The 24088-nt window shown below is 30.5% G+C and carries 21 protein-coding genes and 1 pseudogene; 10 read left to right on the forward strand and 12 right to left on the reverse strand.

What is annotated here, in order from left to right; genetic code table 11:
* Positions 1–8 precede the first annotated feature (8 nt).
* From B8869_RS02945 to B8869_RS02985, 9 genes and pseudogenes are all read left to right on the forward strand, one after another.
* Positions 9–995: an IS30 family transposase gene (locus tag B8869_RS02945; protein ID WP_084229742.1), complete on the forward strand. Its 987-nt coding sequence runs from the start codon at positions 9–11 to the stop codon at positions 993–995.
* Between the two features lie 14 nt (positions 996–1009).
* Complete coding sequence (locus tag B8869_RS02950; RefSeq protein ID WP_234989731.1) at positions 1010–1330, forward strand: LysR family transcriptional regulator substrate-binding protein; 321 nt, start codon at positions 1010–1012, stop codon at positions 1328–1330.
* 50 nt (positions 1331–1380) lie between these two features.
* Positions 1381–2790: a tRNA (N6-isopentenyl adenosine(37)-C2)-methylthiotransferase MiaB gene (gene miaB / locus B8869_RS02955; protein ID WP_084230243.1), complete on the forward strand. Its 1410-nt coding sequence runs from the start codon at positions 1381–1383 to the stop codon at positions 2788–2790.
* Complete coding sequence (locus B8869_RS02960) at positions 2775–3335, forward strand: MutS N-terminal domain-containing protein (protein WP_084230244.1); 561 nt, start codon at positions 2775–2777, stop codon at positions 3333–3335. Before miaB ends, B8869_RS02960 begins: the two co-directional genes overlap by 16 nt.
* An 87-nt stretch (positions 3336–3422) precedes the next feature.
* Positions 3423–4410: pseudogene (locus tag B8869_RS02965) on the forward strand (IS30 family transposase).
* 109 nt (positions 4411–4519) lie between these two features.
* The gene (gene mutS / locus B8869_RS11675; protein ID WP_084230245.1) at positions 4520–6469 is read left to right on the forward strand and encodes a DNA mismatch repair protein MutS; all 1950 of its coding nucleotides are present in this window, start codon (positions 4520–4522) and stop codon (positions 6467–6469) included.
* On the forward strand, positions 6459–8339 hold the full coding sequence (gene mutL, locus B8869_RS02975; RefSeq protein ID WP_084230246.1) for a DNA mismatch repair endonuclease MutL: 1881 nt from the start codon (positions 6459–6461) through the stop codon (positions 8337–8339). Before mutS ends, mutL begins: the two co-directional genes overlap by 11 nt.
* Positions 8340–9245, forward strand: a complete 906-nt coding sequence (gene miaA, locus B8869_RS02980) for a tRNA (adenosine(37)-N6)-dimethylallyltransferase MiaA (RefSeq protein WP_084230247.1) — start codon at positions 8340–8342, stop codon at positions 9243–9245.
* A complete protein-coding gene (locus B8869_RS02985) occupies positions 9235–10521 on the forward strand; it encodes a methionine gamma-lyase family protein (RefSeq protein WP_084230248.1) in 1287 nt (428 codons plus the stop codon). Before miaA ends, B8869_RS02985 begins: the two co-directional genes overlap by 11 nt.
* A gap of 9 nt (positions 10522–10530) precedes the next feature.
* Here the strand turns inward: B8869_RS02985 and lexA are convergent, their stop codons facing one another.
* Positions 10531–11148 carry a transcriptional repressor LexA gene (gene lexA, locus B8869_RS02990; protein ID WP_084230249.1) on the reverse strand — a complete coding sequence of 206 codons (618 nt, stop codon included), beginning with the start codon at positions 11146–11148 and terminating at the stop codon, positions 10531–10533.
* A gap of 153 nt (positions 11149–11301) precedes the next feature.
* Here lexA and B8869_RS02995 point away from each other — a divergent pair, with 153 nt between their 5' ends.
* Positions 11302–11595, forward strand: a complete 294-nt coding sequence (locus tag B8869_RS02995; RefSeq protein ID WP_084230250.1) for a hypothetical protein — start codon at positions 11302–11304, stop codon at positions 11593–11595.
* Between the two features lie 169 nt (positions 11596–11764).
* Here B8869_RS02995 and B8869_RS03000 read toward each other — a convergent pair whose 3' ends face one another.
* The 11 genes from B8869_RS03000 to B8869_RS11565 all read right to left on the reverse strand — a co-directional run bounded on the left by B8869_RS03000 (position 11765) and on the right by B8869_RS11565 (position 24055).
* On the reverse strand, positions 11765–12748 hold the full coding sequence (locus B8869_RS03000; RefSeq protein WP_084230251.1) for a tyrosine recombinase XerC: 984 nt from the start codon (positions 12746–12748) through the stop codon (positions 11765–11767).
* 81 nt (positions 12749–12829) lie between these two features.
* A complete protein-coding gene (gene rny, locus B8869_RS03005) occupies positions 12830–14365 on the reverse strand; it encodes a ribonuclease Y (RefSeq protein ID WP_084230252.1) in 1536 nt (511 codons plus the stop codon).
* Between the two features lie 109 nt (positions 14366–14474).
* Positions 14475–15125, reverse strand: coding sequence for an ATPase (locus tag B8869_RS03010; protein WP_084230253.1), 651 nt, complete (start codon positions 15123–15125; stop codon positions 14475–14477).
* Between the two features lies 1 nt (position 15126).
* Positions 15127–15360 carry a hypothetical protein gene (locus B8869_RS03015; protein ID WP_084230254.1) on the reverse strand — a complete coding sequence of 78 codons (234 nt, stop codon included), beginning with the start codon at positions 15358–15360 and terminating at the stop codon, positions 15127–15129.
* A complete protein-coding gene (locus B8869_RS03020; RefSeq protein ID WP_084230255.1) occupies positions 15357–16658 on the reverse strand; it encodes an AAA family ATPase in 1302 nt (433 codons plus the stop codon). The genes B8869_RS03015 and B8869_RS03020 overlap by 4 nt, the downstream gene beginning before the upstream one ends.
* Positions 16655–17626, reverse strand: coding sequence for a metallophosphoesterase family protein (locus tag B8869_RS03025; protein WP_084230256.1), 972 nt, complete (start codon positions 17624–17626; stop codon positions 16655–16657). Before B8869_RS03025 ends, B8869_RS03020 begins: the two co-directional genes overlap by 4 nt.
* A gap of 1 nt (position 17627) precedes the next feature.
* Positions 17628–18671, reverse strand: coding sequence for a recombinase RecA (recA, locus tag B8869_RS03030; RefSeq protein ID WP_084230257.1), 1044 nt, complete (start codon positions 18669–18671; stop codon positions 17628–17630).
* Positions 18672–18673: 2 nt separating this feature from the next.
* Entirely contained in the window at positions 18674–19897 is a 1224-nt protein-coding gene (locus B8869_RS03035) for a competence/damage-inducible protein A (RefSeq protein ID WP_084230258.1), read from the reverse strand.
* Between the two features lie 9 nt (positions 19898–19906).
* On the reverse strand, positions 19907–20440 hold the full coding sequence (gene pgsA, locus B8869_RS03040) for a CDP-diacylglycerol--glycerol-3-phosphate 3-phosphatidyltransferase (RefSeq protein ID WP_084230259.1): 534 nt from the start codon (positions 20438–20440) through the stop codon (positions 19907–19909).
* On the reverse strand, positions 20437–21753 hold the full coding sequence (gene rimO / locus B8869_RS03045; protein ID WP_084230260.1) for a 30S ribosomal protein S12 methylthiotransferase RimO: 1317 nt from the start codon (positions 21751–21753) through the stop codon (positions 20437–20439). The genes pgsA and rimO overlap by 4 nt, the downstream gene beginning before the upstream one ends.
* Entirely contained in the window at positions 21746–24055 is a 2310-nt protein-coding gene (locus tag B8869_RS11565) for an FtsK/SpoIIIE family DNA translocase (RefSeq protein ID WP_159445230.1), read from the reverse strand. The genes rimO and B8869_RS11565 overlap by 8 nt, the downstream gene beginning before the upstream one ends.
* Positions 24056–24088: the final 33 nt, after the last annotated feature.

A 24088-nucleotide genomic window follows, 5' to 3' on the forward strand; every position in this document is an offset into this window, starting at 1 on the left:
GATTAACTATGAGCTATAACCATCTTACCATAGAAGAAAGATCTTGTATTTACCAATTTTTAAATTTAGGAATGAGTATAAGGAAAATTGCACAAGCACTTAAAAGGTCACCTAGTACAATATCTAGAGAAATTAAAAGAAATTCATCTAAGATAAAAGTTAGTAGGGGAAGTTACACTAAGTACTTTCCGATAAAGGCAAATGATAAATATATTGATAGAAGAAAAGACTGCCATAGAAAAAGTAAATTTTCTAAAGATGTTATTGATTATTTAACTGTAAAGATTAACGAACATTGGTCCCCTGAACAAATATCAAATAGAAACACAAATGAGATTCATGAATTACCATCTACATCAACGATATATAGAATGATACACGCCAAAAAGCTGCCAAAAACTAGTATGAAAAATTTGAGAAGAAAAGCTAAATTTAAAAGGCCAGCAGAAAAAAGAGGAAAATTCAATGATAAAGGTAGAACAATTAAGAAAAGACCTAAAGAGATATACAGAAGGCAAGAATTAGGCCACTGGGAAGCAGATACAGTGGAATCAGGCAGATTAGATCATAAAAGGAAAAGTAGATGTTGTTTCGTAACTTTAGCAGAAAGAAAATCTAGATATTATATAGCAATCCTAGTTGAAAATAGAAAGTCGGAAAGCGTAACACCAGCAATAATAAATGCATTAAAAGATTATCCAAAAGAATTAGTAAAAACAATAACCTTTGATAGAGGTAAAGAATTTTCAGAATTTGAGAAAATAGAAAAAGAATTAGGATGCAAAACTTATTTTTGTGATCCCTATTGTGCATGGCAAAAAGGTACAAATGAAAATAGTAACGGACTTTTGAGGGAGTTTTATCCTAAGGGTATGGATTTATCAGAAGTGAATATTGATGAATTAAATTATAACTTAAGTTTAATGAATAATAGACCTAGAAAATGTATAAAATATAAAACACCTAAAGAAGAACTTTTTGGTCTCTTACCATAGGTGTTGCATTTGATTTGACAATTCGTCTATTTCTAAAAGAGGGAAATGATACCAGAATAAAGGCAGATACAATTTGCCAAAGTGAAAACTTTAATCCAAATATTGTATTTGAATTAGATCAACAGATTACAAGTTACAACTTAAGTATAAATGGAGTAGGTATTTCATTTATATCAGATATACTTATTCAAAGTATTGGTAAGACTGCAGAAGTTTGTTATTATAAACTGCCTAAGGAATTTACATCAAGAGAAATATATTTCTTCTACAAACATAATAGATATTTAAAACAGGCTACTCGTGAATTTTTGAAAATGGCGAAAGCTGACAATTGAAATTAATAAACTAAAAATATGATATAATTATAGCTTGAAAAGAGGTAAAGATGAACGAAAATTACTCATTAGTACATGATTTAAATTATAATATTGACTCATATATAAATAGAGTTAGAGATGAGATAAGCCCTAATAAAAAGGCTTGTGTTATAACTCATGGATGTCAGATGAACGAACATGACTCAGAGAAAATCAATTGGATTTTAGAGAAAATGGGCTTTGAGTTGTCAGATGATTTTGAAAAAAGTGATTTAGTGTTAGTCAACACTTGTTCTGTAAGACATTCTGCTGAAGATAAAGTTTATGGACAACTTGGAGTTTTAAAGCACCTTAAAGAATCAAAACCGAATTTAAAATGTGGTGTTTGTGGATGCATGATGCAGAGAAAAGAATCTAGAGAGTACGTACAAGATAAATTTGAGAATGTTGATTTGATTTTTGGAACTAACAATATATGGAAACTTCCAGAACTACTTTTAAACTCATACGACACAGGCAAGCTTCAAATGGATATAAGAGAAGAAACTAAACAGATTAATGACGATTTAGGAGCGAATAGATTATATTCTTATAAGTCATATGTGAATATAATGTATGGTTGCAACAACTTCTGTACGTATTGTATCGTACCTTATACAAGAGGTAGAGAGACTAGTAGAGACCCTAAAGAAATAATTAGAGAAATTGAAGATTTGGCTCAAAGAGGAACTTTAGAGGTTACTCTATTAGGTCAAAATGTAAATAGCTATGGGAAAACCTTAGAAGATAAGATAAAGTTCTCTGATTTACTTTACAAAATATCTGATATAAAGGGAATAGAGAGAATTAGATTTATGACGTCACATCCTAAGGATATATCTGATGATTTAATTTATGCTTTTAGAGATTTAGATAATTTATCAAACTTTTTACACCTACCTGTGCAAGCTGGTTCATCACGAATTTTAAAGATGATGAATAGAAACTACACTAAGGAAGATTATTTACGTAAAATCGATAAAATAAAGACCATAAATCCAGATATAGCTCTATGTACAGATTTAATGGTAGGATTCCCTGGAGAGACTGAAGAAGACTTTTTAGAAACTTTAGACCTTGTAAAGAAAGTTGAATACGATACTTCATTCACATTCATCTATTCAAGAAGAGAAGGAACTAAGGCATACAATTCTCCAGACCAAGTGCCTGATAAGGTTAAACACGATAGATTCCAAAGGTTAATCGATACTCTATATCCTATACAAAATAAAAAGAATAGAGCATTTATTGGAAGAGATGTAGATGTATTAGTAGAAGATGTAAGTAAAAAAGATGCTAGTAGGCTCAGTGGAAGAACTGAAGAATTTAAGTTGATAAATTTTGAAGGTAGTCAAGATTTAATAGGAAAAATTGTAAAGGTACATGTTACTGATGCAAATTCATTTAATTTGAAAGGTGAGTTATGTCAAACACGTTAACTCCTATGATGGAACAGTATGTAAAAATTAAAGAGCAATATCCTAATGAAATTTTATTTTATAGATTAGGTGATTTCTATGAGATGTTCTTTGATGATGCTATAAAGGCTTCAAAGGCTCTAGGATTAACTCTAACTAAGAGAAGCAACAAGGTGCATGACATTCCAATGTGTGGAGTTCCATATCATGTGAGCGAAACTTACATTTCTAAATTGATTGAACAGGGTTTTAAAGTTGCTATATGTGATCAGATGGAAGACCCTAAGTTAGCCAAAAATTTAGTGAAAAGAGAAGTTACAAGGATAGTTACTCCCGGTACTTTTACAGACACTAATTATATAGATTCCAGAGAAAACAACTATTTGATGTGTATTGTAGTTAAAGACTACAGAGTTAGCATAGCGTACTCAGATTATAGTACAGGTGAGCTGTTTACTACTAAAAAGACATTTATATCAAAAGAAGATTTAATATCTTTTGTAGCTGATGAAGTTGATAAAGTCAGTCCATCAGAATTGTTATTTTTATCTGATAATTTATCATAACAAGTGCAACATAAATAAACTCATAGCTAATCAGCTGTGTTAATATGTAAGTGACCAAACAAAACATATTAAAAGGAGTGATTAACTATGAGCTATAACCATCTTACCATAGAAGAAAGATCTTGTATTTACCAATTTTTAAATTTAGGAATGAGTATAAGGAAAATTGCACAAGCACTTAAAAGGTCACCTAGTACAATATCTAGAGAAATTAAAAGAAATTCATCTAAGATAAAAGTTAGTAGGGGAAGTTACACTAAGTACTTTCCGATAAAGGCAAATGATAAATATATTGATAGAAGAAAAGACTGCCATAGAAAAAGTAAATTTTCTAAAGATGTTATTGATTATTTAACTGTAAAGATTAACGAACATTGGTCCCCTGAACAAATATCAAATAGAAACACAAATGAGATTCATGAATTACCATCTACATCAACGATATATAGAATGATACACGCCAAAAAGCTGCCAAAAACTAGTATGAAAAATTTGAGAAGAAAAGCTAAATTTAAAAGGCCAGCAGAAAAAAGAGGAAAATTCAATGATAAAGGTAGAACAATTAAGAAAAGACCTAAAGAGATATACAGAAGGCAAGAATTAGGCCACTGGGAAGCAGATACAGTGGAATCAGGCAGATTAGATCATAAAAGGAAAAGTAGATGTTGTTTCGTAACTTTAGCAAGAAAGAAAATCTAGATATTATATAGCAATCCTAGTTGAAAATAGAAAGTCGGAAAGCGTAACACCAGCAATAATAAATGCATTAAAAGATTATCCAAAAGAATTAGTAAAAACAATAACCTTTGATAGAGGTAAAGAATTTTCAGAATTTGAGAAAATAGAAAAAGAATTAGGATGCAAAACTTATTTTTGTGATCCCTATTGTGCATGGCAAAAAGGTACAAATGAAAATAGTAACGGACTTTTGAGGGAGTTTTATCCTAAGGGTATGGATTTATCAGAAGTGAATATTGATGAATTAAATTATAACTTAAGTTTAATGAATAATAGACCTAGAAAATGTATAAAATATAAAACACCTAAAGAAGAACTTTTTGGTCTCTTACCATAGGTGTTGCATTTGATTTGACAATTCGTCATCTAAAAATAGCGCTGACTTAAAAAAAGCAATTAGAAACAAAGATATATTTGTTTCGGAAATAGACGATGACTATTTAGAAATAGAAAACACTGTTTTAGAAGAATTATCAGATGATATTAAGCTACAATTAAAACAGTACAAAAATGAATATGAATCTTTAGTTGTTTTGATAAATTATCTAGGTATTACTCAAAAATCTAGTCTTGTTCATTTAAAAGACATAATAGTATATAGAGTGGAAGAGTATATGGGTTTAGATGAGCAAACAAAGCATAATTTAGAGTTAGTTAAAGGTATAACCACGGGTACAAAAAAAGGTTCTTTGTTCCAAGTGCTTGACGACACTAAAACTTCTATGGGCTCTAGAGAGTTAAAAAAGTGGATTGAAAAGCCTTTAGTTGATAAAGATAGAATTGAATATAGATTAAATTTAGTTGAAGAATTAAAAAACAATTTGATACTAATCGATAGAATAAATCTTCAACTAAATCAAATAAATGATATAGAAAGATTGAGTTTTAAAATATCTAATTCTCAAATTTCACCAAAAGAGATAAAATCTCTAGCTAATTCTTTTATGAAGATAAAAAAAATAAAAGAAGAAGTACAGTCATCGGAGTCCGTGTTCTTAAAAAATTATGTAAAACACATCTCTACGTTAGACCAATTGATGAGTGAGATTAATAATACATTGGTTGAAGATCCGCCTCATATAATCGAAGAAAAAAGATTTATTAGAGAGGGATTTGATAGTGAGTTAGATGAATTATTCGATGCAAGCGAAAATGGACAAAGGTTAATACTAGAGCTTGAACAAAGAGAGCGAGAAAAGACATCTATAAAGAATTTAAAAATAAAATACAATAAAATTTTAGGTTATTTTATAGATGTTACAAAATCTTTTGTTGATAAAGTTCCTGAAGATTATATAAGAAAGCAAACATTAGTGGGCTCAGAGAGATACTATACTGTTGAGTTAAAAGAGTTAGAATCTAAAATTAGCGGCTCAAAGGAGTTAGCGCTTCAAAAACAACAGGAAATTTTAAAAGATTTAAGAGATAAAATTTATAACAACCTAAAAATTATACAATGCACAGCTCAACAGATATCTAGAGTAGATGTTTTAACTTCTCTTGCAAATGTGGCTAATGAAAACAACTATATTAGACCTAATTTGTTTGAGAACAATAACATTGAAATAATATCTGGCAGACACCCTATAGTAGAGGCTCTTAATAAAGATATTATGTTTGTTCCAAATGATACAAATTTGAGCAAGGATAAGTTCTTTAACTTAATAACTGGGCCCAATATGGCCGGTAAATCTACTTATATGAGACAAGTGGCCATCATAACTATAATGGCTCATATAGGTTCTTTTGTGCCGGCAGACAAAGCCAATATTTCGATAACAGATAGAGTTTTTACTAGAATCGGAGCTTCTGATAATTTGGCGGGAGGAGATTCTACTTTTATGGTGGAAATGAAAGAGGTCTCCAATATCCTAAAACATGCTAAATTAAATTCTCTAATTATATTAGATGAAGTCGGACGTGGGACTAGTACATTTGATGGATTATCAATAGCATGGGCTATAAGTGAATATATAATCAAAAAGATAAAGTCTAAAACTCTATTTGCAACTCATTACCATGAATTAGTTGACCTTTCTAATATATATCAAGAAATAGAAAACTTAACAATTGCCGTTGACAAACAAGGAGAAGATATAGTTTTCTTGAGAAAAATTATAAAAGGATTTAGCTCTAAAAGCTATGGGATTGAAGTTGCAAAACTTGCTGGTATAAATGACTCAATTGTAAAAAGAGCCAAAGATATATTGGATATGCATGAAAGCAAAGAGAATGTTCAAATTGAAATGGAATCTTTTACTAGTGTTGTAGAGCCAGAGTATGCTGATTTTATAAATGAAGTCAGCAAGATAGATATAAATACACTTTCACCATTAGAAGCTATAAATTTATTAGGTGAAATTGTAGCAAAGGCAAGTGATATAAATGACAATTAATATATTAGATGATTTAACCATATCTAAAATTGCAGCAGGGGAGATAATAGAAAACCCTGCTTCAATTATTAAAGAGCTTGTAGAAAATTCAATAGATGCTAAAGCTAAAAATATTGTAGTTGAAATTAAAGGCGCTCCTTGGGAGTATATTAAAGTTTCTGATGATGGTATAGGTATTGCATCAGAAGAGATAGAAAAAGCCTTCTACAGGCATGCTACGTCTAAATTAAGTGATTTTACAGACTTAACAGAGATAACTTCACTTGGATTTAGAGGGGAAGCTTTAGCTAGTATCGCAAGTGTTTCTAAAATAGAAGTTCTGACTAAGACAGAAACTGAATTAGCCGGAACTAGAGCAACTTTTGAAAATGGTAAAATCACAGATAAAAATAATATAGGATTGCCTAAAGGGACAACATTCTATATTAAAGATGTATTTTTTAATACACCTGTTAGAAAGAAATTTTTAAAGAAAGAAACTTCTGAATTTAATTCGATACAAGATGTAATTAAAAAGATAGCTTTAGGTACACCGGATGTATCTTTTAAATTGATAAGAGATTCAAGGGTTGTTCTTAGCAAAGCTGCTACCAAAAATTTTAAAGACCATTTGTTTAGTATATTGGGAAGAGATATAAGCAGTCACTTAATAAATAAAAAGTTTGAAAATGAAAAGTATAAAATCAATGCTTTCTTTTCTGACAATGCACTATACAGAACTTCAAGGTCAGAACAATATCTATATATAAATGGAAGATTTATTAAGAATTTGGATATTTCAAGAAGTATAGAGAAGGCGTATTATTCTCAAATACCTTTGGGACGATATCCCGCATTTGTTATATTTTTAGAAATAGATCCAGCTATAGTAGATGTAAATGTTCATCCTAAGAAGAATGAAGTTAAGTTCTCTAATGGAGAAACAATAGTACAGTTACTTAAAGACTTAGCTGAAGAAACATTAAAACCTAATAGAGAATTTATTAAACCTATTGAAGAAGAGAAACCAAAAACAGAAAACGTAAATATATTTGAAATATTTAAAGAAGAATCTGATTTTTCTTTTGAAGATGACAATGTTTATGTAGATAAAGATTTTAAATCAAGAGAAGTCTTTCATAAACCAACCATCAAAAATACGCAAGATGTAGAAAACATTTCATCTAATAGCGTATATGAAAGTGAGTCTTTCGATGAACTTTTAGAAGATTCTGAAACTGTAATTTCTGAAGATAATAGTTTTATAGCTGATGATATAGCTAAAGAAGAAACTGAAGATTTTAAAAAAGAAATAAATTTGATAGATGCAAGATATGTAGGTTCGTTGTTTAACACGTATTTAATACTTGAATCTGGAGACAACAGGTGGTTCTTGATAGATCAACATGCTGCACATGAAAGAGTTAAATATGAGCAGTTTTTAAAGCAGTTTAATCAAAGAAGAGTGGATTCTCAAATGTTATTAAAACCAGAAATATTTGATATGTCGAGTGTTGAATTAGATAAGTTTGATGAGTTCACAGAAATTTTAAATAAAATTGGATTTGATATTGAAAAGTTCTCAGACAATTCTTTAGTAGTAAGAGCAATTCCATCTATAATTGGACATAACTTTGAGGATTTTTTGAGACAGGCACTTCAAGGTGTAGATGAAAAATTGGTGTCTGCATATCAAGTCAATCCCTATTCACTTATGAAAAAAGCATGTAAAGCTGCTGTAAAAGCGAATGAAAAGTTGAGCTCAATCGAAGTGAAACAGTTAGTAAAGGATTTAGTAAACTGTGAAGACCCTTATACTTGTCCTCACGGAAGACCAACTGTATTGGAACTTACAAAGAGAGATTTGGAAAAGATGTTTTTGAGAGGATAAATGAATTTAATTATTTTAACAGGCCCTACAGGGGTAGGAAAAACAGAATTATCATTAAAAATTGCAGAGAAATACAATGGAGAAATTATATCTGCTGATTCTATGCAGATATATAGAAAGTTTGACATTGGTACTGCTAAGATAGATTGTTCTAAAACGGATATAGTACATCACATGATAGATATTGTTGATGGAGATATGGAGTTTTCTGTTTATGAATTCCAACAAAAAGCAAAAACTTTGATTGAAGATATAAATAAGCGCAATAAAATGCCAATATTAGTTGGAGGAACAGGTTTATATATAAACTCAATTGTATATAATCTAACTTTTCAAGAAAGTGGCAAAGATGATGCCTATAGAGAACATTTAAATCAATTGGCAAAAGAAAAAGGATTGGATTATCTATATGCACAGCTAGTAGAATTAGATCCCAATTCTGCTGAATTAATAGATAAAAATAATTCTCACAGAATAATTAGAGCTTTAGAGATTGCCAAAAATGGAAAGAAAGATAATTCCAGTTTTAATACTAAAAACGAAGAATATAATCTACTATATTTAGGGCTAAATATGGATAGAGCTAAATTATATGATAATATAAATAAAAGAGTTGACCAAATGATGTATAGCGGACTTTTAAAGGAAGTTAATGAATTAATAAAACTCTATCCTGAGACGTCTCAATCCTTTAAAGCTATAGGATACAAAGAAGTATTGTCATATATAAAAGGTGAAATAACATCAGAAGAAATGTCTGAGCTTATAAAAAAGAATTCCAGACACTATGCAAAGAGACAACTCACTTGGTTTAAACGTGATGATAGAATAGTTTGGCTAGATAGAGAAGACGAAGATTTATTTGGAAAAGTTGAAAAATTGGTAGGGGAGAAATTTGGAAAATAATTTTTTAGATAGGTTCAAAATAGACAAAGAGGTATTTAAGTTTGTAGAAGAGTGTGAGAATGAGCTTAAGAGTTCATTTTCAGAATTTGAACCGATTTCATTTTATAATCAAATGAAAATTTTGGATGCAATGAGGGAAAATGGTCTAAAATCTACAGATTTTAATTGGACTACAGGGTATGGCTATGGAGATGAGGGCAGAGATAAAGTAGAGAGTATATATTCAAATATATTTAATACAGAAGATGCCTTAGTAAGGCCTAATATTGTAAGTGGAACTCACGCAATAAGTTTGGCATTAAAATCTATTTTATCTTATGGAGACGAATTGATATATATCAGTGGTGCGCCTTATGATACTTTGAGAAAAGTTATTGGAATAGATGGGAATGAACCTGGTAATTTTATAGAAAATGGAATTAAATATGGTCAAGTGGATTTAATAGATGGTCATATAGATATAAAAAAATCCATAGAGGCGATATCAGATAAAACGAAAGTAGTTGCCATTCAAAGATCAACTGGTTATTCAAACAGAAAAGCATTTACAACTGACGAACTAAAAGATGTGATAACAGCTATAAAAAAAGAATATCCTGAAGTGATTATATTTATAGATAATTGCTATGGAGAGTTTACAGATTATGAAGAGCCTACAGATTTTGGAGCAGATTATATGGCCGGCTCATTAATAAAAAACCCAGGTGGTGGATTAGCTTACTCTGGAGGTTATATAGTAGGTAGACAAGATTTAATAGATAGGATTTCAAATAACCTAACAGCTCCTGGTATAGGTAAAGAGTGTGGACTTAGTTTTGGAATGACTAGGCAGATTTTACAAGGTCTATTTATAGCACCTAAAGTTGTCGAAGATGCAATTAAAGTTGCTAGACTATTCAGTTTGGCTTTTGAAAAATTGGGCTATGCAACTCTACCAAAGAGTTCTGATAAGAGATCAGATATCATAACCAGCATTGAGCTTAAAAAACCTGAACTTTTAGAAAAATTCTGCATAGCGATACAAAGTGCTTCGCCAGTAGACCATCAATTTACTCCTCAAGCATGGGATATGCCTGGGTATGAAAACAAGGTTATTATGGCGGCTGGAGGCTTTATAGAAGGTTCTTCAATAGAACTTTCAGCAGATGGTCCTATGAGAGAACCTTATTATGCATATTTCCAAGGTGGACTTTCATATTATCACGGCAAATACGCATTGATAAATGTTTTGACAGAATTTAAAGATGATATTAATAGAGTAAAAAATAAGATGTAAGGAAATTCCTTACATCTTTCTATATAATCCAACAACTACTCCCAAGATTTTAAGGTCTTTTACATATATAGGCTCCATAAAATCATTTTCTGGTTGCAATCTAAATCCATCTTTTTCTTTATAAAAAGTTTTAACAGTTGAGTCTTCTCCAATTAAAGCTAAGACTTTATCTCCATTTTTTGCAAAGTCACGTTTTTCAATGATTACAAAATCTCCATCAAGTATACCTGCATTTATCATACTTTCTCCAACAATTTTTAATATAAATAGATTTCTATCTTGTGCAAATTCAATTGGAAGGGGATATGTATCTTCTATATTTTCAAAAGCTAATATAGGTGCTCCTGCAGATACTTGTCCAACTATAGGTATATCTACAGTTTTTTTCTTATTTAAAAACACATCTTCACTATTATTAAGTATCTCTATAGCTCTTGGCTTAGTAGGGTCTTTTTTTATATATCCTTTTATTTCAAGTTTCTCTAAACTACCGTGAACGGTTGATGTACTTTTTATGTTAAGTTGTTGGCAAATTTCTCTAACAGTAGGGGGATATCCTTTTAATTGTATTTGTTGTATTAGATAAAACAATACATCTCTTTCTCTTTGATTTAAATCTTCGTACATATTATACCTCCTCTATATTAAGTATAACAGAATAGAACATATATTTCAAACAAACGTTTAAAAAGACTTGACAAAAAACAAATGTTCTAATAGAATCTAATAAGAACAAACATTCCGAACATAGATTCAGAACATATATTTGCGAGGTGGAATATGAAACGTAATTTAAGATTGAACAAAGTTAGGGCAATCACTTTTATTGCTATGATGTTTTTATTTACAACAGGATTAAAGATAGAAAATTTGGAAGGTTTTAAACTGAAAAGACCTAAAGCTGAAGAAGTAGTTTATCACTATGTGAGTGAGAACGAAACTATATGGAATATAGCAGATAAGTACAACAATGGAATAGATAAAAGAGATTACGTGGACCAAATAATAAAGTTAAATAATAATTCATCTACCATTATGCAAGGTGAAATTATTTCTATACCTATTTACAGATGAAATTATGATAAACAAAAACCCCTTATTCAGAATTAAGAAAAGAATAAGGGGTTTTTATATGCTTTAATATCAATCATTTGAACAGGAAGTATAGGTTTACTTTAAAAGAGAGAAAAATATTTAGTCACAAAATAATAATTTTGTGACTAAAATGTTATTGTTTAATTAATCATTTGTCTTTTTTGTCATTTTCATTGTTTTGATTGTAGTTTATATTAGACAATGGATTGTTTTCGATAGTCTCTTTTAGAGCTTTATTATTTACATGAGTATATATCTGTGTTGTACTAACTGATTCGTGACCAAGTATTTCTTGTAGACTTCTTATGTCAGCTGAACCGTATTGATACATGAGTGTCGCTGCAGTATGTCTTAGTTTATGGACTGTATACTTACTTGTATCTAATCCAGAATTTTTAATATGCTTTTCAACCATGTGCTGTATTGATCGATTATTCATCCTATTGTTTCTCATACTTAAAAATAGAGCTTCGTCATCTACATCAGGTCTAAATTTTAAATATTCATCTAATGCATCTCGACACGCATTATTTAAGAAGATTTCACGCTGTTTACGGCCTTTTCCAGTCACACGCAGTATATTAGTCTTAATGTCATCTAAATTCAAACTGGATAGCTCTGAGAGCCTCATTCCACAATTTAAAAATAAAGTTACTATAGCATAGTCCCTAGACTTATATTTTGGCTGTTGGTTTGAGTTAGATATCTCTTTTAGTATGGACATTGCCTCATCTAAATCTAAATATACAGGAAGAGAACGCTCGATTTTAGGGCTATCAATATCTTCAGCTGGGTTATATTCGATTAAATCAACTTTAGTGCTTAGATATTTAAAAAATGTTCTTATAGAAGATAATTTTCTATTTTTAGTACGATTAGAATTTTTCATCTTTCTATCTAAAAATGAAGTGAAAGAATAGATATCTTCTTTTTTTATGCTTTTTATTAAATCCAAGTCAACTAAGTCTATATCAATATCTTTAAAATCGATATCTTCTACAATACCTCTTCTAATGAGAATAAATCTCATAAAAGTTCTCAAATCATAATAATATTCTTTAATTGTATTTTCAGATGCACCTTTTGAACTCGATAGAAATCCTAAGAAATCATCTATTAAATTATTAATCATTTGTATTCTCCCAACGTATTATATTAATTATAATAACAAAAAAACCCGCCTTATGGCAGGTTTTATTAACTTATTTAGAATTTATTTAGCATATTCAATAGCTTTTGTTTCACGTATTACATTGACTTTAATTTGTCCTGGGAAATCTAATTGAGCTTCAATTTCTTTAACAATTTTTCTAGCTAATAAAGTGACTTCGGCTTCACTTACAATCTCTGGCTTAACTATTATTCTAACTTCCCTACCTGCTTGAATTGCATAAGATTTTTCTATTCCTTCAAAAGAAGTTGCAATTTCTTCAAGTTTTTCAAGACGTTTGATATAAGATTCTACAGTTTCACGTCTTGCTCCAGGTCTAGCAGCTGAAATAGCATCTGCAGCAGTAGCTAGTACAGCTTCAACGTATTTGAATTCAACATCCCCGTGATGAGCTTGTATACAGTTTATAACAACATCAGGTTCATTGTATTTACGAGCAATTTCAATACCTAAGTCAACGTGTGGAGCTTCAACATCATGGTCGATACTCTTTCCAATATCATGAAGTAAACCACCTCTTTTAGCAAGTTTTACATCTGCTCCAATTTCTTGAGCTAATATACCGGCTATGTTAGCAACTTCAACAGCATGCTTTAACATATTTTGGCCATAACTTGTTCTAAATTTAAGTCTACCAAGGTATTTTATGATTTCAGGATGTAATCCATGAACACCAGCATCATAAGCTGCTTGTTCTCCAGATTCTTTAATCATAATGTCAACTTCATTTTTTGCTTTTTCAACACTCTCTTCAATCTTAGTAGGATGAATTCTACCATCTTGTACTAATTTTTCAAGAGCTATTCTAGCAATCTCACGTCTTACAGGATCAAAGCATGATAGAACTACAGCTTCAGGAGTATCGTCGATAATTAAATCAACGCCAGTCAAAGACTCTATACTTCTTATATTACGTCCTTCACGTCCGATAATTCTACCTTTCATTTCATCATTAGGTAATTGCACTACAGAAACAGTCGCCTCTGCAACTTGGTCTGCAGCTATTCTTTGAATTGCTTGAGCTATTACGTTTTGTGCGTATTTATTGCTTTCTTCTTTAATTCTTAGTTCGTTTTCTTTAATTATAAGTGCAGATTCTTGAGTGATTTCTCTTTCTAACTGATTTAATAGTATTGATTTACCTTCTTCAGCTGTCAAACCAGCAACTTTTTGTAACTCTTCTTCTCTTTTTAAAACTAACTCTTCAGCTTTTTCGACTTTAATCTTAGCATCTTCAAGTCTAGAGTTTAATTTATCTTCTTTTTTCTCCAAAGACTGAGCTCTTTTTTCAACGGCCTCTTCTCTGTTTAGAATTCTAGTTTCTAACTTTTGAAGTTCATTTCTACGAGTTTTATATTCATACTCATTGTTTGATCTCAGTTTGTGTATTTCGTCTTTTGCTTCTAGAAGAAGTTCGCGTTTTTTAGCTTCAGCATTGTGTTCAGCTTCTGTGACAATTTTAACAGCAAGTTCTTCAGCTGTTTTTGTCTTTCCTTCAGCTATATATTTTCTAATACCGTAGCCTATTGCACAACCAAAAATTAGAGATATTATAATAAAAATAATATTTTGTAGCATTACACACCTCCTTATTAAATTTTCAAGTTCCAAATTTCAAATTAATTTCTAAATAAATACTTGAGTACCCTACAATTTTATATCTATTTCGAGTAATAGTCAAGATAGGCTAATTTTCATTTTCAATAGGACTTACTTTAGAAACCGAGTTCTTCTGCTCAACTAAGAATGATTTATCACATATCTCAGATAAATATTTATTGTGAGTTACCATTATAATTTGTCTATGAAACATTGTTGAAGATCGTCTTAAGAACTCACCTAAATTGAATACATATTCTTCGCTGACATGTTTGCCGGGTTCGTCTAAAATTAATGGGCCTTCAATTTTTGGATTGTAGATTTCTATCATAGCTATTCTAAGTGCAATAGATATGATGTCAACTATACCTCCACCACGGGAAGTCTCGGGTTGAGTTTTAACTGTGTATCCATCATAGTTTGACACAACGTAAAAATCTGCACCTGTTATCTTTCCATCATTTAACTCAATAACAAACTCTACATCAGTTTCAAATATAAAGCTTAGGCAGCTACTAACTAAACTTTCTACTTGTGTTTTAGCTTGCTCACGTCCGTATTCACTAGCCATGTTAAGTAGTATTTCTACTTGAGAAAGTATGGTCTCATCTTTTTTTAGATTTTCTATTTTTTCCAATTGAGAATCTAAATTTTTTTGGACTATATCTCTACGACCTTTTTGAACATTTAGCTTGGCTTCTAAATCTTCTATTTTTTTATTTAGAGTATTGATATCCATCTTAAATCTCCGGCATATTGTCGGTTATTTCTTTAAAAAGCAAATCGATTTTGCTTTGAAGTTCATTTATAGTTAAATCTAACTCTTCCGGTTTTATATTGAGCTCATCAAGCTCTTTATTTAATAATTCTTGTTGAACCTTTAAGCTTTCCAATCGACCTTCTGCTTTATTTTTTAATTCTTTTCTGCGTTCTATTTCTTTCTTTAAATAAGAAAGTTTGTCTTCATAGTTCATATTTCACCTCGTATATGTTCTGCTATATTAGAACTATCAATTTTACTATGACATAAAGGACAATATCCCAATTCAACAAAAATATTTTCATATTCCTCAGTCAATTTTAAAATATCTTCTTCTTCATTTTTTACTTCTCTATCTATAGCACCAATATTCGAATTTATAGCATTGAAATTTTTGTTAATGTTCAATAATTTTGAGTATATTTCTAAGTTTTTTGATAATTCAAATAAGTGTGAACTAGTAATTTCGATATTTTCAAATAATTTTAAATAATCAATACCTTTACTAATTCTTTCGGCATTTGTTTTAAGAGTAGTATTTAATGAGTTTAAAAAACTCAATTCTTCTATATTTTGAGTTAAACTTAAAAATTTGTCATGTAGTTCATCTAAATTTTTTAAGTTTATAATTTGATTTTCAGATACCTTAATATCTTCGTTGTTATTCGAGATATTATTAGATAGTTTTGAATAATATTTTATCTTATCTACATAACTAGACAGAGCTATGAGTTTATTTTCAAGTTCATTTAAATTAGAATATTTTTGAAGGACTTGTTTTGTTAAAATTATTTCTTCATCTATATTTTTTAGAGAATTTGATAGTTGTTTTAAATTTTCAACTTTAGAACTATAGTTTTCAATCTTATCTCGACAATCTTTTATAAAATTAATCTTTTTTTCTTCATCAACTAAATAATCAAATCCTTTTAAATCATCTAATAATAATTCTTTGTCGAATTCAGCTTCTTTTAATTTTTTGGAGTTATTCTTATTGTCCTTGATTACATCTCTAAGTGCATCGTCTATAAAATTTACACCAATTAATCTTCCGATAGCACTCGCTCTCACAGAGGCTGATTCAGTCAACAAAAATGGTCCATCTAATTGTTCTGCTATATTTATGCCATTTTTCACACTTGAACCCAACTCTACTTTTTGAATGTTAATTTCTTGAATTATCTCAAAAGGAACTGTTCTATTGAATTTTTCCAAAACAATTTCTTCACCGGTGGATTTGATTAGAATGTATTTATTCTCTTTACTGCTCCACAATCTTGTAACTACAGCTCCAGTATTAAACTCTATTCTAACACTCATTTCTTTAGCACCGTGTCTAATTAAGCTTCCTGGAGGTGGATCATTGTAGAAGACCCATTTTATAGCTCTTAAAATAGCAGTTTTACCACTATCTGATCTACCGACTATAACATTTAATCCTCTGTGAAAATCTAGTTTTGTATCTTCATGAGACTGAAAATTTTTAATTTCTATAGAATTTATATAAATCAATTGTAATCAGCTCCTTCAATTTGTTTTGATTCGACACGTCTTATAGCTTCATCTCTGACTTCTTTTGATATATTTTCGTTTTTAGCTATATCAACCAATATATCAAATACATCAAAGCTACGTAAATTAGATGACGATTCAATAGTTGATTTAAAATCATTAAACTGCTGTGTTTTGAACTTATGGTGTTCAATTTCACTCCTGTCTAATACCTCTTCAGCTGGAAGAGCAGTTTTTAAGTTTATTTCTCTAACATTTATTTCATCAGTTAGTTCTAAAATAACAATTTTAGGTTTTCTTTTAAATTCACTTAGAGAGTTTGAAATTCTAACTATAGAACCTGGGTTGATAAAGTACTTGCCGTCTACATTTAAAGTTTTAAAACCATAATGAATATGCCCACCAAAAGTCACATCTGCAACAGTATCGGTGATATCTGAAATAAGTGTGTGAGGTATCATTTCAGGAGGCTTTTTGTCTATTAGGAAACCATGAGTTAAATGGATTGCATAATCAGCATTACCCTTGTCTCTTACAATATAACCTTCCCTATTATGAGGGTTATCCATGTCTATAGTATAAGGGAAAGACGTCAGTTGAACAGTGACGTCTTTCTTTAAAATTACTTTATCAGTTATCATTTTTATGACTCCCAAACTATCTAAAAGCCCAAACATAGTTCTATGAACTGTTGAGGGATTATGTCCAAAAATATCATGGTTGCCACTAACTATATAGATAGGTGCTTTGAATTTTTGAAAAATTTGTGAGAAGTCTGTTACCAAAGATATAGGTGTGTCAGGTCTATCAAAAAGATCTCCACCGTGTAAAATGTAATCTACATCTTCTTCTAAGCTTATTTCAAGTATCTCATTCATTTTGTTTTTTAAAGTTTGGTAAAAGTCATCAGTCCTATTTTTAGGATTAGTAACTCTCAAATGAGAATCTGTAAAATATAATAGTTTCATTTTATTCAGAATCCATACTATCTTTTTCTTCAACTACTGGTGGGACTAAATCATCTGTAGGAAGATTTAGAGCTTGACGAATCTTCTTATCTATTTCAAATGCAAGTTCTGGATTTTGTTCTAAGAATTCTTTTGAATTCTCTCTTCCTTGTCCAAGTTTTTGATCTTCATAACTATACCATGCTCCACTTCTGACAATTACATCAGATAATACACCCATGTCTATAGTTGTTCCTGATTTAGAAATTCCCTTTCCATACATGATGTCAAATTCTGCTACTTTATGAGGAGGGGCTACTTTATTTTTAACAACCTTAACTTTAACACGGTTGCCTATCATTTCATCACCCTTCTTTAAAGTGTCAGTTCTTCTTATGTCCATTCTTATAGATGCATAGAACTTAAGCGCTCTACCACCTGTTGTGGTTTCAGGATTACCGAACATAACTCCGATTTTCTCTCTAAGCTGATTTATAAATATAACAGATGACTTAGACTTATTTATTGCACCGGTTAATTTTCTAAGCGCTTGTGACATAAGTCTAGCTTGTAAACCCATGTGTGAGTCTCCCATTTCACCTTCTATTTCAGCTTTTGGAACAAGGGCTGCAACAGAGTCTACAACTATTAAATCAACAGCGTTAGATCTAACTAATGCTTCAGTAATTTCTAAAGCTTGTTCTCCTGTATCAGGTTGTGAGATTATTAAATTTTCTATATCTACTCCTAAATTTTTAGCATAAACAGGATCTAAAGCATGCTCAGCATCTATAAAAGCTGCTATTCCATCCATCTTTTGAGCTTCAGCTAGCATGTGTAGAGCCAAAGTTGTTTTACCTGATGATTCAGGACCATATATCTCTATAATTCTTCCTCTAGGAATACCACCTACGCCTAGGGCATAGTCTAAAGTAAGCGAACCAGTAGGTATAGCTTCAATTTCTAACTTACTATCGGCACCTAATTTCATTATAGAGCCTTTACCGTATGCCTTCTCTATCCTAGATATAGTATTTTCTAAGGATACTTTTCTTTGATCGTCCATAATTACCCCCTTAACATTAAAATTAAATCTAATATAGCTGTATCACAAACTCTTTTTTGTATGTCGTTTCTGCTACCTCTAAATTTATTTTCTACAATTTTATAATTATCTTCACCAAAATAGTAACATATATAACATAATCCAACTTCTTTTTCACTAGGATTAGGCCCAGCTTCACCAGTTGTTGAAACACATATATCAGCATTACTTATTTGTTTTAATCCTTTAGCCATTTCATAAGCAGTTTCTCTACTAACAGCACCAAATGATTCTAAAGTTTCAGGTTTAACCCCTAATATTTTTGACTTAGTTTCATTTGAGTAAGTTATATAGGATTCACTCAATACATTGCTAGCTCCAGATATACTTGTTATTTGGCTTGCAAGGAGTCCTCCTGTGATTGATTCAGAAAAACTTATTTTAATATTTCTTTCTTTTAATAAGTCAACTAATGTTTGATTTAAAGAAATATTCCCCTCTGAATAAACTTTTGAACCAAAAGCCTCATATAGTTTATTGGCAATGTAATCTACTTGTTCAATTAAACTATTTCTATCATGTCCTTCTGCAATAATTTTAACTTCTGTATCGTAAAATTTAGCAAATGTATTGATGCTTATATTTTCAGTCTCTAAATTCAGTTTTCTAATCCTATCCTCAACAACGGACTCTCCTAATCCTGCGACGTTTAAAGATCTTATTACAACTTCATTTTCGTCAATTATATAATCAGTTAAATATTCATCTACCATAGGTCTTAGTTCTTTAGGAGGACCTGGCAAGAGAAATATTTTTTTGTTTTTATATTCAATACACTCACCAGGAGCCACACCCCATTTATTATCTAATAATGTGGCGTCTTGAATAACCATTGCCTGTTTTAAATTGTTTTCGGTCATTTTACGATTAGATTGTTCAAACCTACTTAATAACTTTTGGTGTTGGTATTCATCTAATATAATTTTTCGGTCTATTACATTAGCCAAAGCTTCTTTGGTAACATCATCTGCAGTAGGCCCAAGACCTCCACAAAGGAAAATTATATCTACTTTTTTAAGTTGTTCTTTAATTACATCTTCCATCTCTTCTAAGTTATCTCTAACAGATATGTGATAGTTTACATGCACTCCCAAATCATTTAACTTGTTAGAAATATACTCAGCATGTGTATTTAAAATTGAACCAACTAATATTTCTGTGCCTACAGTGATTATTGATGCTAACATATTTACCTCTTATATATTTTCTAAATCCAATACTTTTTTATTTTTTACAAAATAGTCTATACCCGAAATTATAGTAAAAGCTATAGCTACATAAAAAATTATAATTCCAACTTTATATATCATGGTTATATTAGTTAAAAGAATAATCAATGATACAAGTTGACTAACTGTTTTAATCTTACCCAATGGGCTTGCTGCAATTGTTATATTTTCAGAAGCAGCAATTATTCTAAATCCTGTCACTGCAAATTCTCTTGCAATTATTATAATTACACCCCAAGCAGGGATATCCCCTAGTTCAGTTAGACATATCAATGCTGCCGCAACTAATATCTTGTCCGCTAAAGGATCTGCAAATTTACCAAAATTAGTAACCAAATTATTTTTTCTAGCTATATATCCATCTAAAAAATCTGTAAAGGATGCTATCGCAAAAATTACAGTAGCAACAATTCTAGAATTTTCAAAGTTAAGATACATAAATAGAACAAAAGCAGGTACCATTAGTATTCTTAACATAGTTAATTTGTTTGCTGTATTCATATTACTTCACCTTCTAAATCGAACTCTAAGGAGTTTGAAATTCTTACTTTATAGAAAGCTCCTATTTCAAGCTCTTTATCACTAGAAACGTAAATATTACCATCTATTTCAGGTGCATCTAAGTAAGAACGCCCAGAATAGATTCCGTCTTCTATTTCTTCTTCGATAAGCACTTCAAGTTCAGAGCCTATTTTTCCAAGCATAATTTCAGCCGATATATCTTGTTGTATGCCCATTATTCTTTCTAATCTTTCATTTTTAACTTCTTCGTCAATTTGATTGTCCATAAAATATGCAGGCGTATCTTCTTCTCTCGAGTAAGCAAAAGCCCCTACTCTATCTAATTTATACTCATCTAAGAATTCAACTAATTCTTCGAAATCTTCTTCTGTTTCACCAGGGAATCCAACTATAAATGTTGTACGTATAGCTATATCTGGAATATTATTTCTCAGTTGCTTAATTAAAGTTTCTATTTGCGCTTTAGAAGTCTTTCTGTACATTTTCTTTAAAACATTGTCAGAAATATGTTGAAGAGGTATATCTACATACTTTAAAAGCTTAGGATTTGTTTTAAATTCTTCTATCAATTCATCAGTAAAGTTATCTGGATATAAGTAAAGAATTCTAATCCATTTAAGTAGCTCTATCTTAGACAGCTCAGCTACTAACTCTTTTAGCTTATAGTCCTTATACAAATCTATACCATAATCTGTAGAGTTTTGAGCAATTAAAATTATCTCTCTTGTTCCATTAGCAGTTAAGTACTCTACTTCTTTTACAATTTCTTCAATAGGTCTAGAATTGTTTCTACCTCTCAATTTAGGAATAATACAATAGCTACAATTGTTGTTACATCCTTCAGCAATTCTAACATATTCAGAGACTTGAACATCATCCTTATAGTTTATCTCTTGAGTGTATTCATTGAAGTCTTCTAGTAATATTTTTCTGTCTCCATCAAATGCAGAATCAATTACGTCATTTATATCTTTGAAACTACCTGTTCCGATTATTCCGTCAACCTCAGGAATTTCATCCATTAACTCATTTGAATAACGTTGAGCCAAGCAACCAGCCAATACTAATTTCTTCAAATTTCCATTTTCTTTTAGCTTTGCAGCTTCAAGTATAGTGTTTATAGATTCTTCTTTTGCAGCTTCGATAAATCCACAAGTATTTACAACTATTACATTTGCATCATTTGGATTAGATGTAATTTCATAGCTATTATTATTTAAATTTGATTTCATAGTGGTTGTATCTATATCATTTTTAGAACAACCCAATGTTATAAAATGTACTTTATTCAAACTCTTCTCCCAACATTTCCTTAATTTCTTCTTCAGTAAGTAACAATTTCCTTGGCTTTGAACCTTCGTGAGGTCCTATAATTCCGGAATCTTCAAGTTGATCTACTATTCTGGCAGCTCTTGAATATCCTATTTTTAGTTTTCTTTGTAGGTATGAAATTGAAGCTTGTTCATCAGATATTATATATTTTACAGCTTCATTAAATAATTCATCTCTATCGGAAATTACTTCTTTTTTTTCTTGAATTTCCTTAACTATTTTTTCCTCTAATTTTTTATTTGAAGAGCTATTAGCTTTTACAAAATCTACCACTCTTTCCACTTCATCGTCATGTATAAAAGCACCTTGTATTCTCACAGGTTTTGAATAGAAACCTGGATAGAATAACATATCACCTTTTCCAAGTAATCTTTCCGCTCCAGCCATGTCCAAGATGGTTCTTGAATCAATTTGGGAAGAAACTGAAAAAGCTATTCTAGAAGGTATATTTGCCTTTATTGTTCCTGTTATTACATCAACAGAAGGCCTTTGAGTTGCAAGTATTAAATAGATACCTGCCGCACGAGCTTTTTGTGCAAGCCTTGCAATATATTCTTCCACTTCTTTTTGAGCCACCATCATCAAGTCAGCTAACTCATCTACAATGATGACTATTTTAGGAAGAATAGGTTCATTTAAAGCACCAGCTTTACTATTAAATGTGCTTAAATCTCTAACTCCAAATTCAGCAAATAAAGAGTATCTTCTCTCCATTTCTCCAACAGCCCAGTTTAAAGCAAAAGATGCTTTTTTAGGTTCTGTAACCACTGGGATTAAAAGATGTGGAATATTGTTGTAGATACTAAGTTCAACTACCTTAGGGTCTATAAGTAACAGTTTTACATCCTCTGGAGAACTCTTATATATAATGCTTGTGATAATACTGTTTATACAAACTGACTTACCAGAGCCGGTAGCTCCAGCTATTAATAGATGGGGCATTTTTTCTATAGACGAAACTATAATATCCCCTGCTACATTTTTACCCAAAGCCAATGGCAAATCAGATTTTAATTTTTTAAACTCGCTACTTGAAATCATGTCTCTTATAGAAACAGAATCTTTGAGTTTGTTAGGCACTTCTATACCCACCACAGCTTTGCCTGGTATAGGCGCTTCTATTCTGATATCAGAGCTGGCTAATGCCATAGCCAAGTTGTCGCTAAGTGCAACAATTTTATTTAATTTAACTCCAGGAGCGGGTTCTAATTCATAAAGAGTTATAACCGGACCTTTATTTATGGCAACAATTTTACAATCTATGCCAAATATGTGCATTGTATCTTCTATGATTTTTGCATTTTTTCTAACTTGTTCTTTAGAATCGCCATTACTATTTGAATTTAAAGTTAGAAGTTCTTCAGGTGGTTTGATATATTCCTTAGCTTCTAAATCTACATCTAAAAGTTCTTCATCATCAGATAGGTCAATTTCAAATTGAGTTTCTTCTTCGATACCTTCATTAGCCACATCTTCATCCAAATTAGATACAGTATCTTCAAAAATTTCCTCTATATTTTCATCTTCATAGTCTTCTTGAATTTCTTCTTCGTCGTTTTCAATTCCTCTAATGACTACATTTGCCATATTTGAAGAATCTCTATTATAAAGATTTGCTGTTTCTACCTCTTGTTTTTTAAATTCTCTTTGTAATTTTTTCTCTTCTAGTTTATCCAACATATTTTCTTTAAAGTGAGAGAAACTAGTACCAATAGAATTTCCTAAACTTGAAAAACTAGTGCCGAAATTCTTTACCGTATCAAGGTTAATCTTAAGTATTAAGAATACACATACTAAAATTATTGTTGCCAATATCATATACGTGCCAATAGAACCAAAAAATTTATACATAAAGAATCCAAAAATAGAACCTATTACACCACCTGATGTGGCTATATCGAGATATTCTACAGACATGGCTATTCTGTCTACAAGTGTGAGATCGATATTTTTGGTTCCATCCAAATACACCAAGATACACAAACATATCAAAGAAAATAATATTGAGTATTTCAAAATATCATCTCTATAGGTCGGAAGTAATAGTAATATTCCCGAAATTACTAAAATACATGGAATTATAAAGTTCCCACTACCTGATAAAAGTGTAAATACTTTATAAATAAAAATTCCAAATAAACCCATTTTACTACTATATAAGCTTATAAAACTTATGAGCCCAAATAAAATTAAGGCAATTCCAAGTAGGGCAGGTTGTCCATTTTTATTTTGTTTTTTTCTTATTTTTTTCTTTTTTTTCACCCTAACACCTCTAGAATATTATACCATAAGCTA

Source organism: Peptoniphilus asaccharolyticus DSM 20463 (assembly GCF_900176115.1).
GTDB lineage: Bacteria > Bacillota > Clostridia > Tissierellales > Peptoniphilaceae > Peptoniphilus > Peptoniphilus asaccharolyticus.

Excerpts from the sequence above, each read along its gene's own strand:
- B8869_RS02945 (WP_084229742.1), top strand. The coding sequence starts at position 9 with ATGAGCTATAACCATCTTACCATAGAAGAAAGATCTTGTATTTACCAA.
- miaB (WP_084230243.1), top strand. The coding sequence starts at position 1,381 with ATGAACGAAAATTACTCATTAGTACATGATTTAAATTATAATATTGAC.
- B8869_RS02960 (WP_084230244.1), top strand. The coding sequence starts at position 2,775 with ATGTCAAACACGTTAACTCCTATGATGGAACAGTATGTAAAAATTAAA.
- mutL (WP_084230246.1), top strand. The coding sequence starts at position 6,459 with ATGACAATTAATATATTAGATGATTTAACCATATCTAAAATTGCAGCA.
- miaA (WP_084230247.1), top strand. The coding sequence starts at position 8,340 with ATGAATTTAATTATTTTAACAGGCCCTACAGGGGTAGGAAAAACAGAA.
- lexA (WP_084230249.1), bottom strand. The coding sequence starts at position 11,148 with ATGTACGAAGATTTAAATCAAAGAGAAAGAGATGTATTGTTTTATCTA.
- B8869_RS02995 (WP_084230250.1), top strand. The coding sequence starts at position 11,302 with ATGAAACGTAATTTAAGATTGAACAAAGTTAGGGCAATCACTTTTATT.
- B8869_RS03000 (WP_084230251.1), bottom strand. The coding sequence starts at position 12,748 with ATGATTAATAATTTAATAGATGATTTCTTAGGATTTCTATCGAGTTCA.
- rny (WP_084230252.1), bottom strand. The coding sequence starts at position 14,365 with ATGCTACAAAATATTATTTTTATTATAATATCTCTAATTTTTGGTTGT.
- B8869_RS03010 (WP_084230253.1), bottom strand. The coding sequence starts at position 15,125 with ATGGATATCAATACTCTAAATAAAAAAATAGAAGATTTAGAAGCCAAG.
- B8869_RS03015 (WP_084230254.1), bottom strand. The coding sequence starts at position 15,360 with ATGAACTATGAAGACAAACTTTCTTATTTAAAGAAAGAAATAGAACGC.
- B8869_RS03025 (WP_084230256.1), bottom strand. The coding sequence starts at position 17,626 with ATGAAACTATTATATTTTACAGATTCTCATTTGAGAGTTACTAATCCT.
- recA (WP_084230257.1), bottom strand. The coding sequence starts at position 18,671 with ATGGACGATCAAAGAAAAGTATCCTTAGAAAATACTATATCTAGGATA.
- B8869_RS03035 (WP_084230258.1), bottom strand. The coding sequence starts at position 19,897 with ATGTTAGCATCAATAATCACTGTAGGCACAGAAATATTAGTTGGTTCA.
- pgsA (WP_084230259.1), bottom strand. The coding sequence starts at position 20,440 with ATGAATACAGCAAACAAATTAACTATGTTAAGAATACTAATGGTACCT.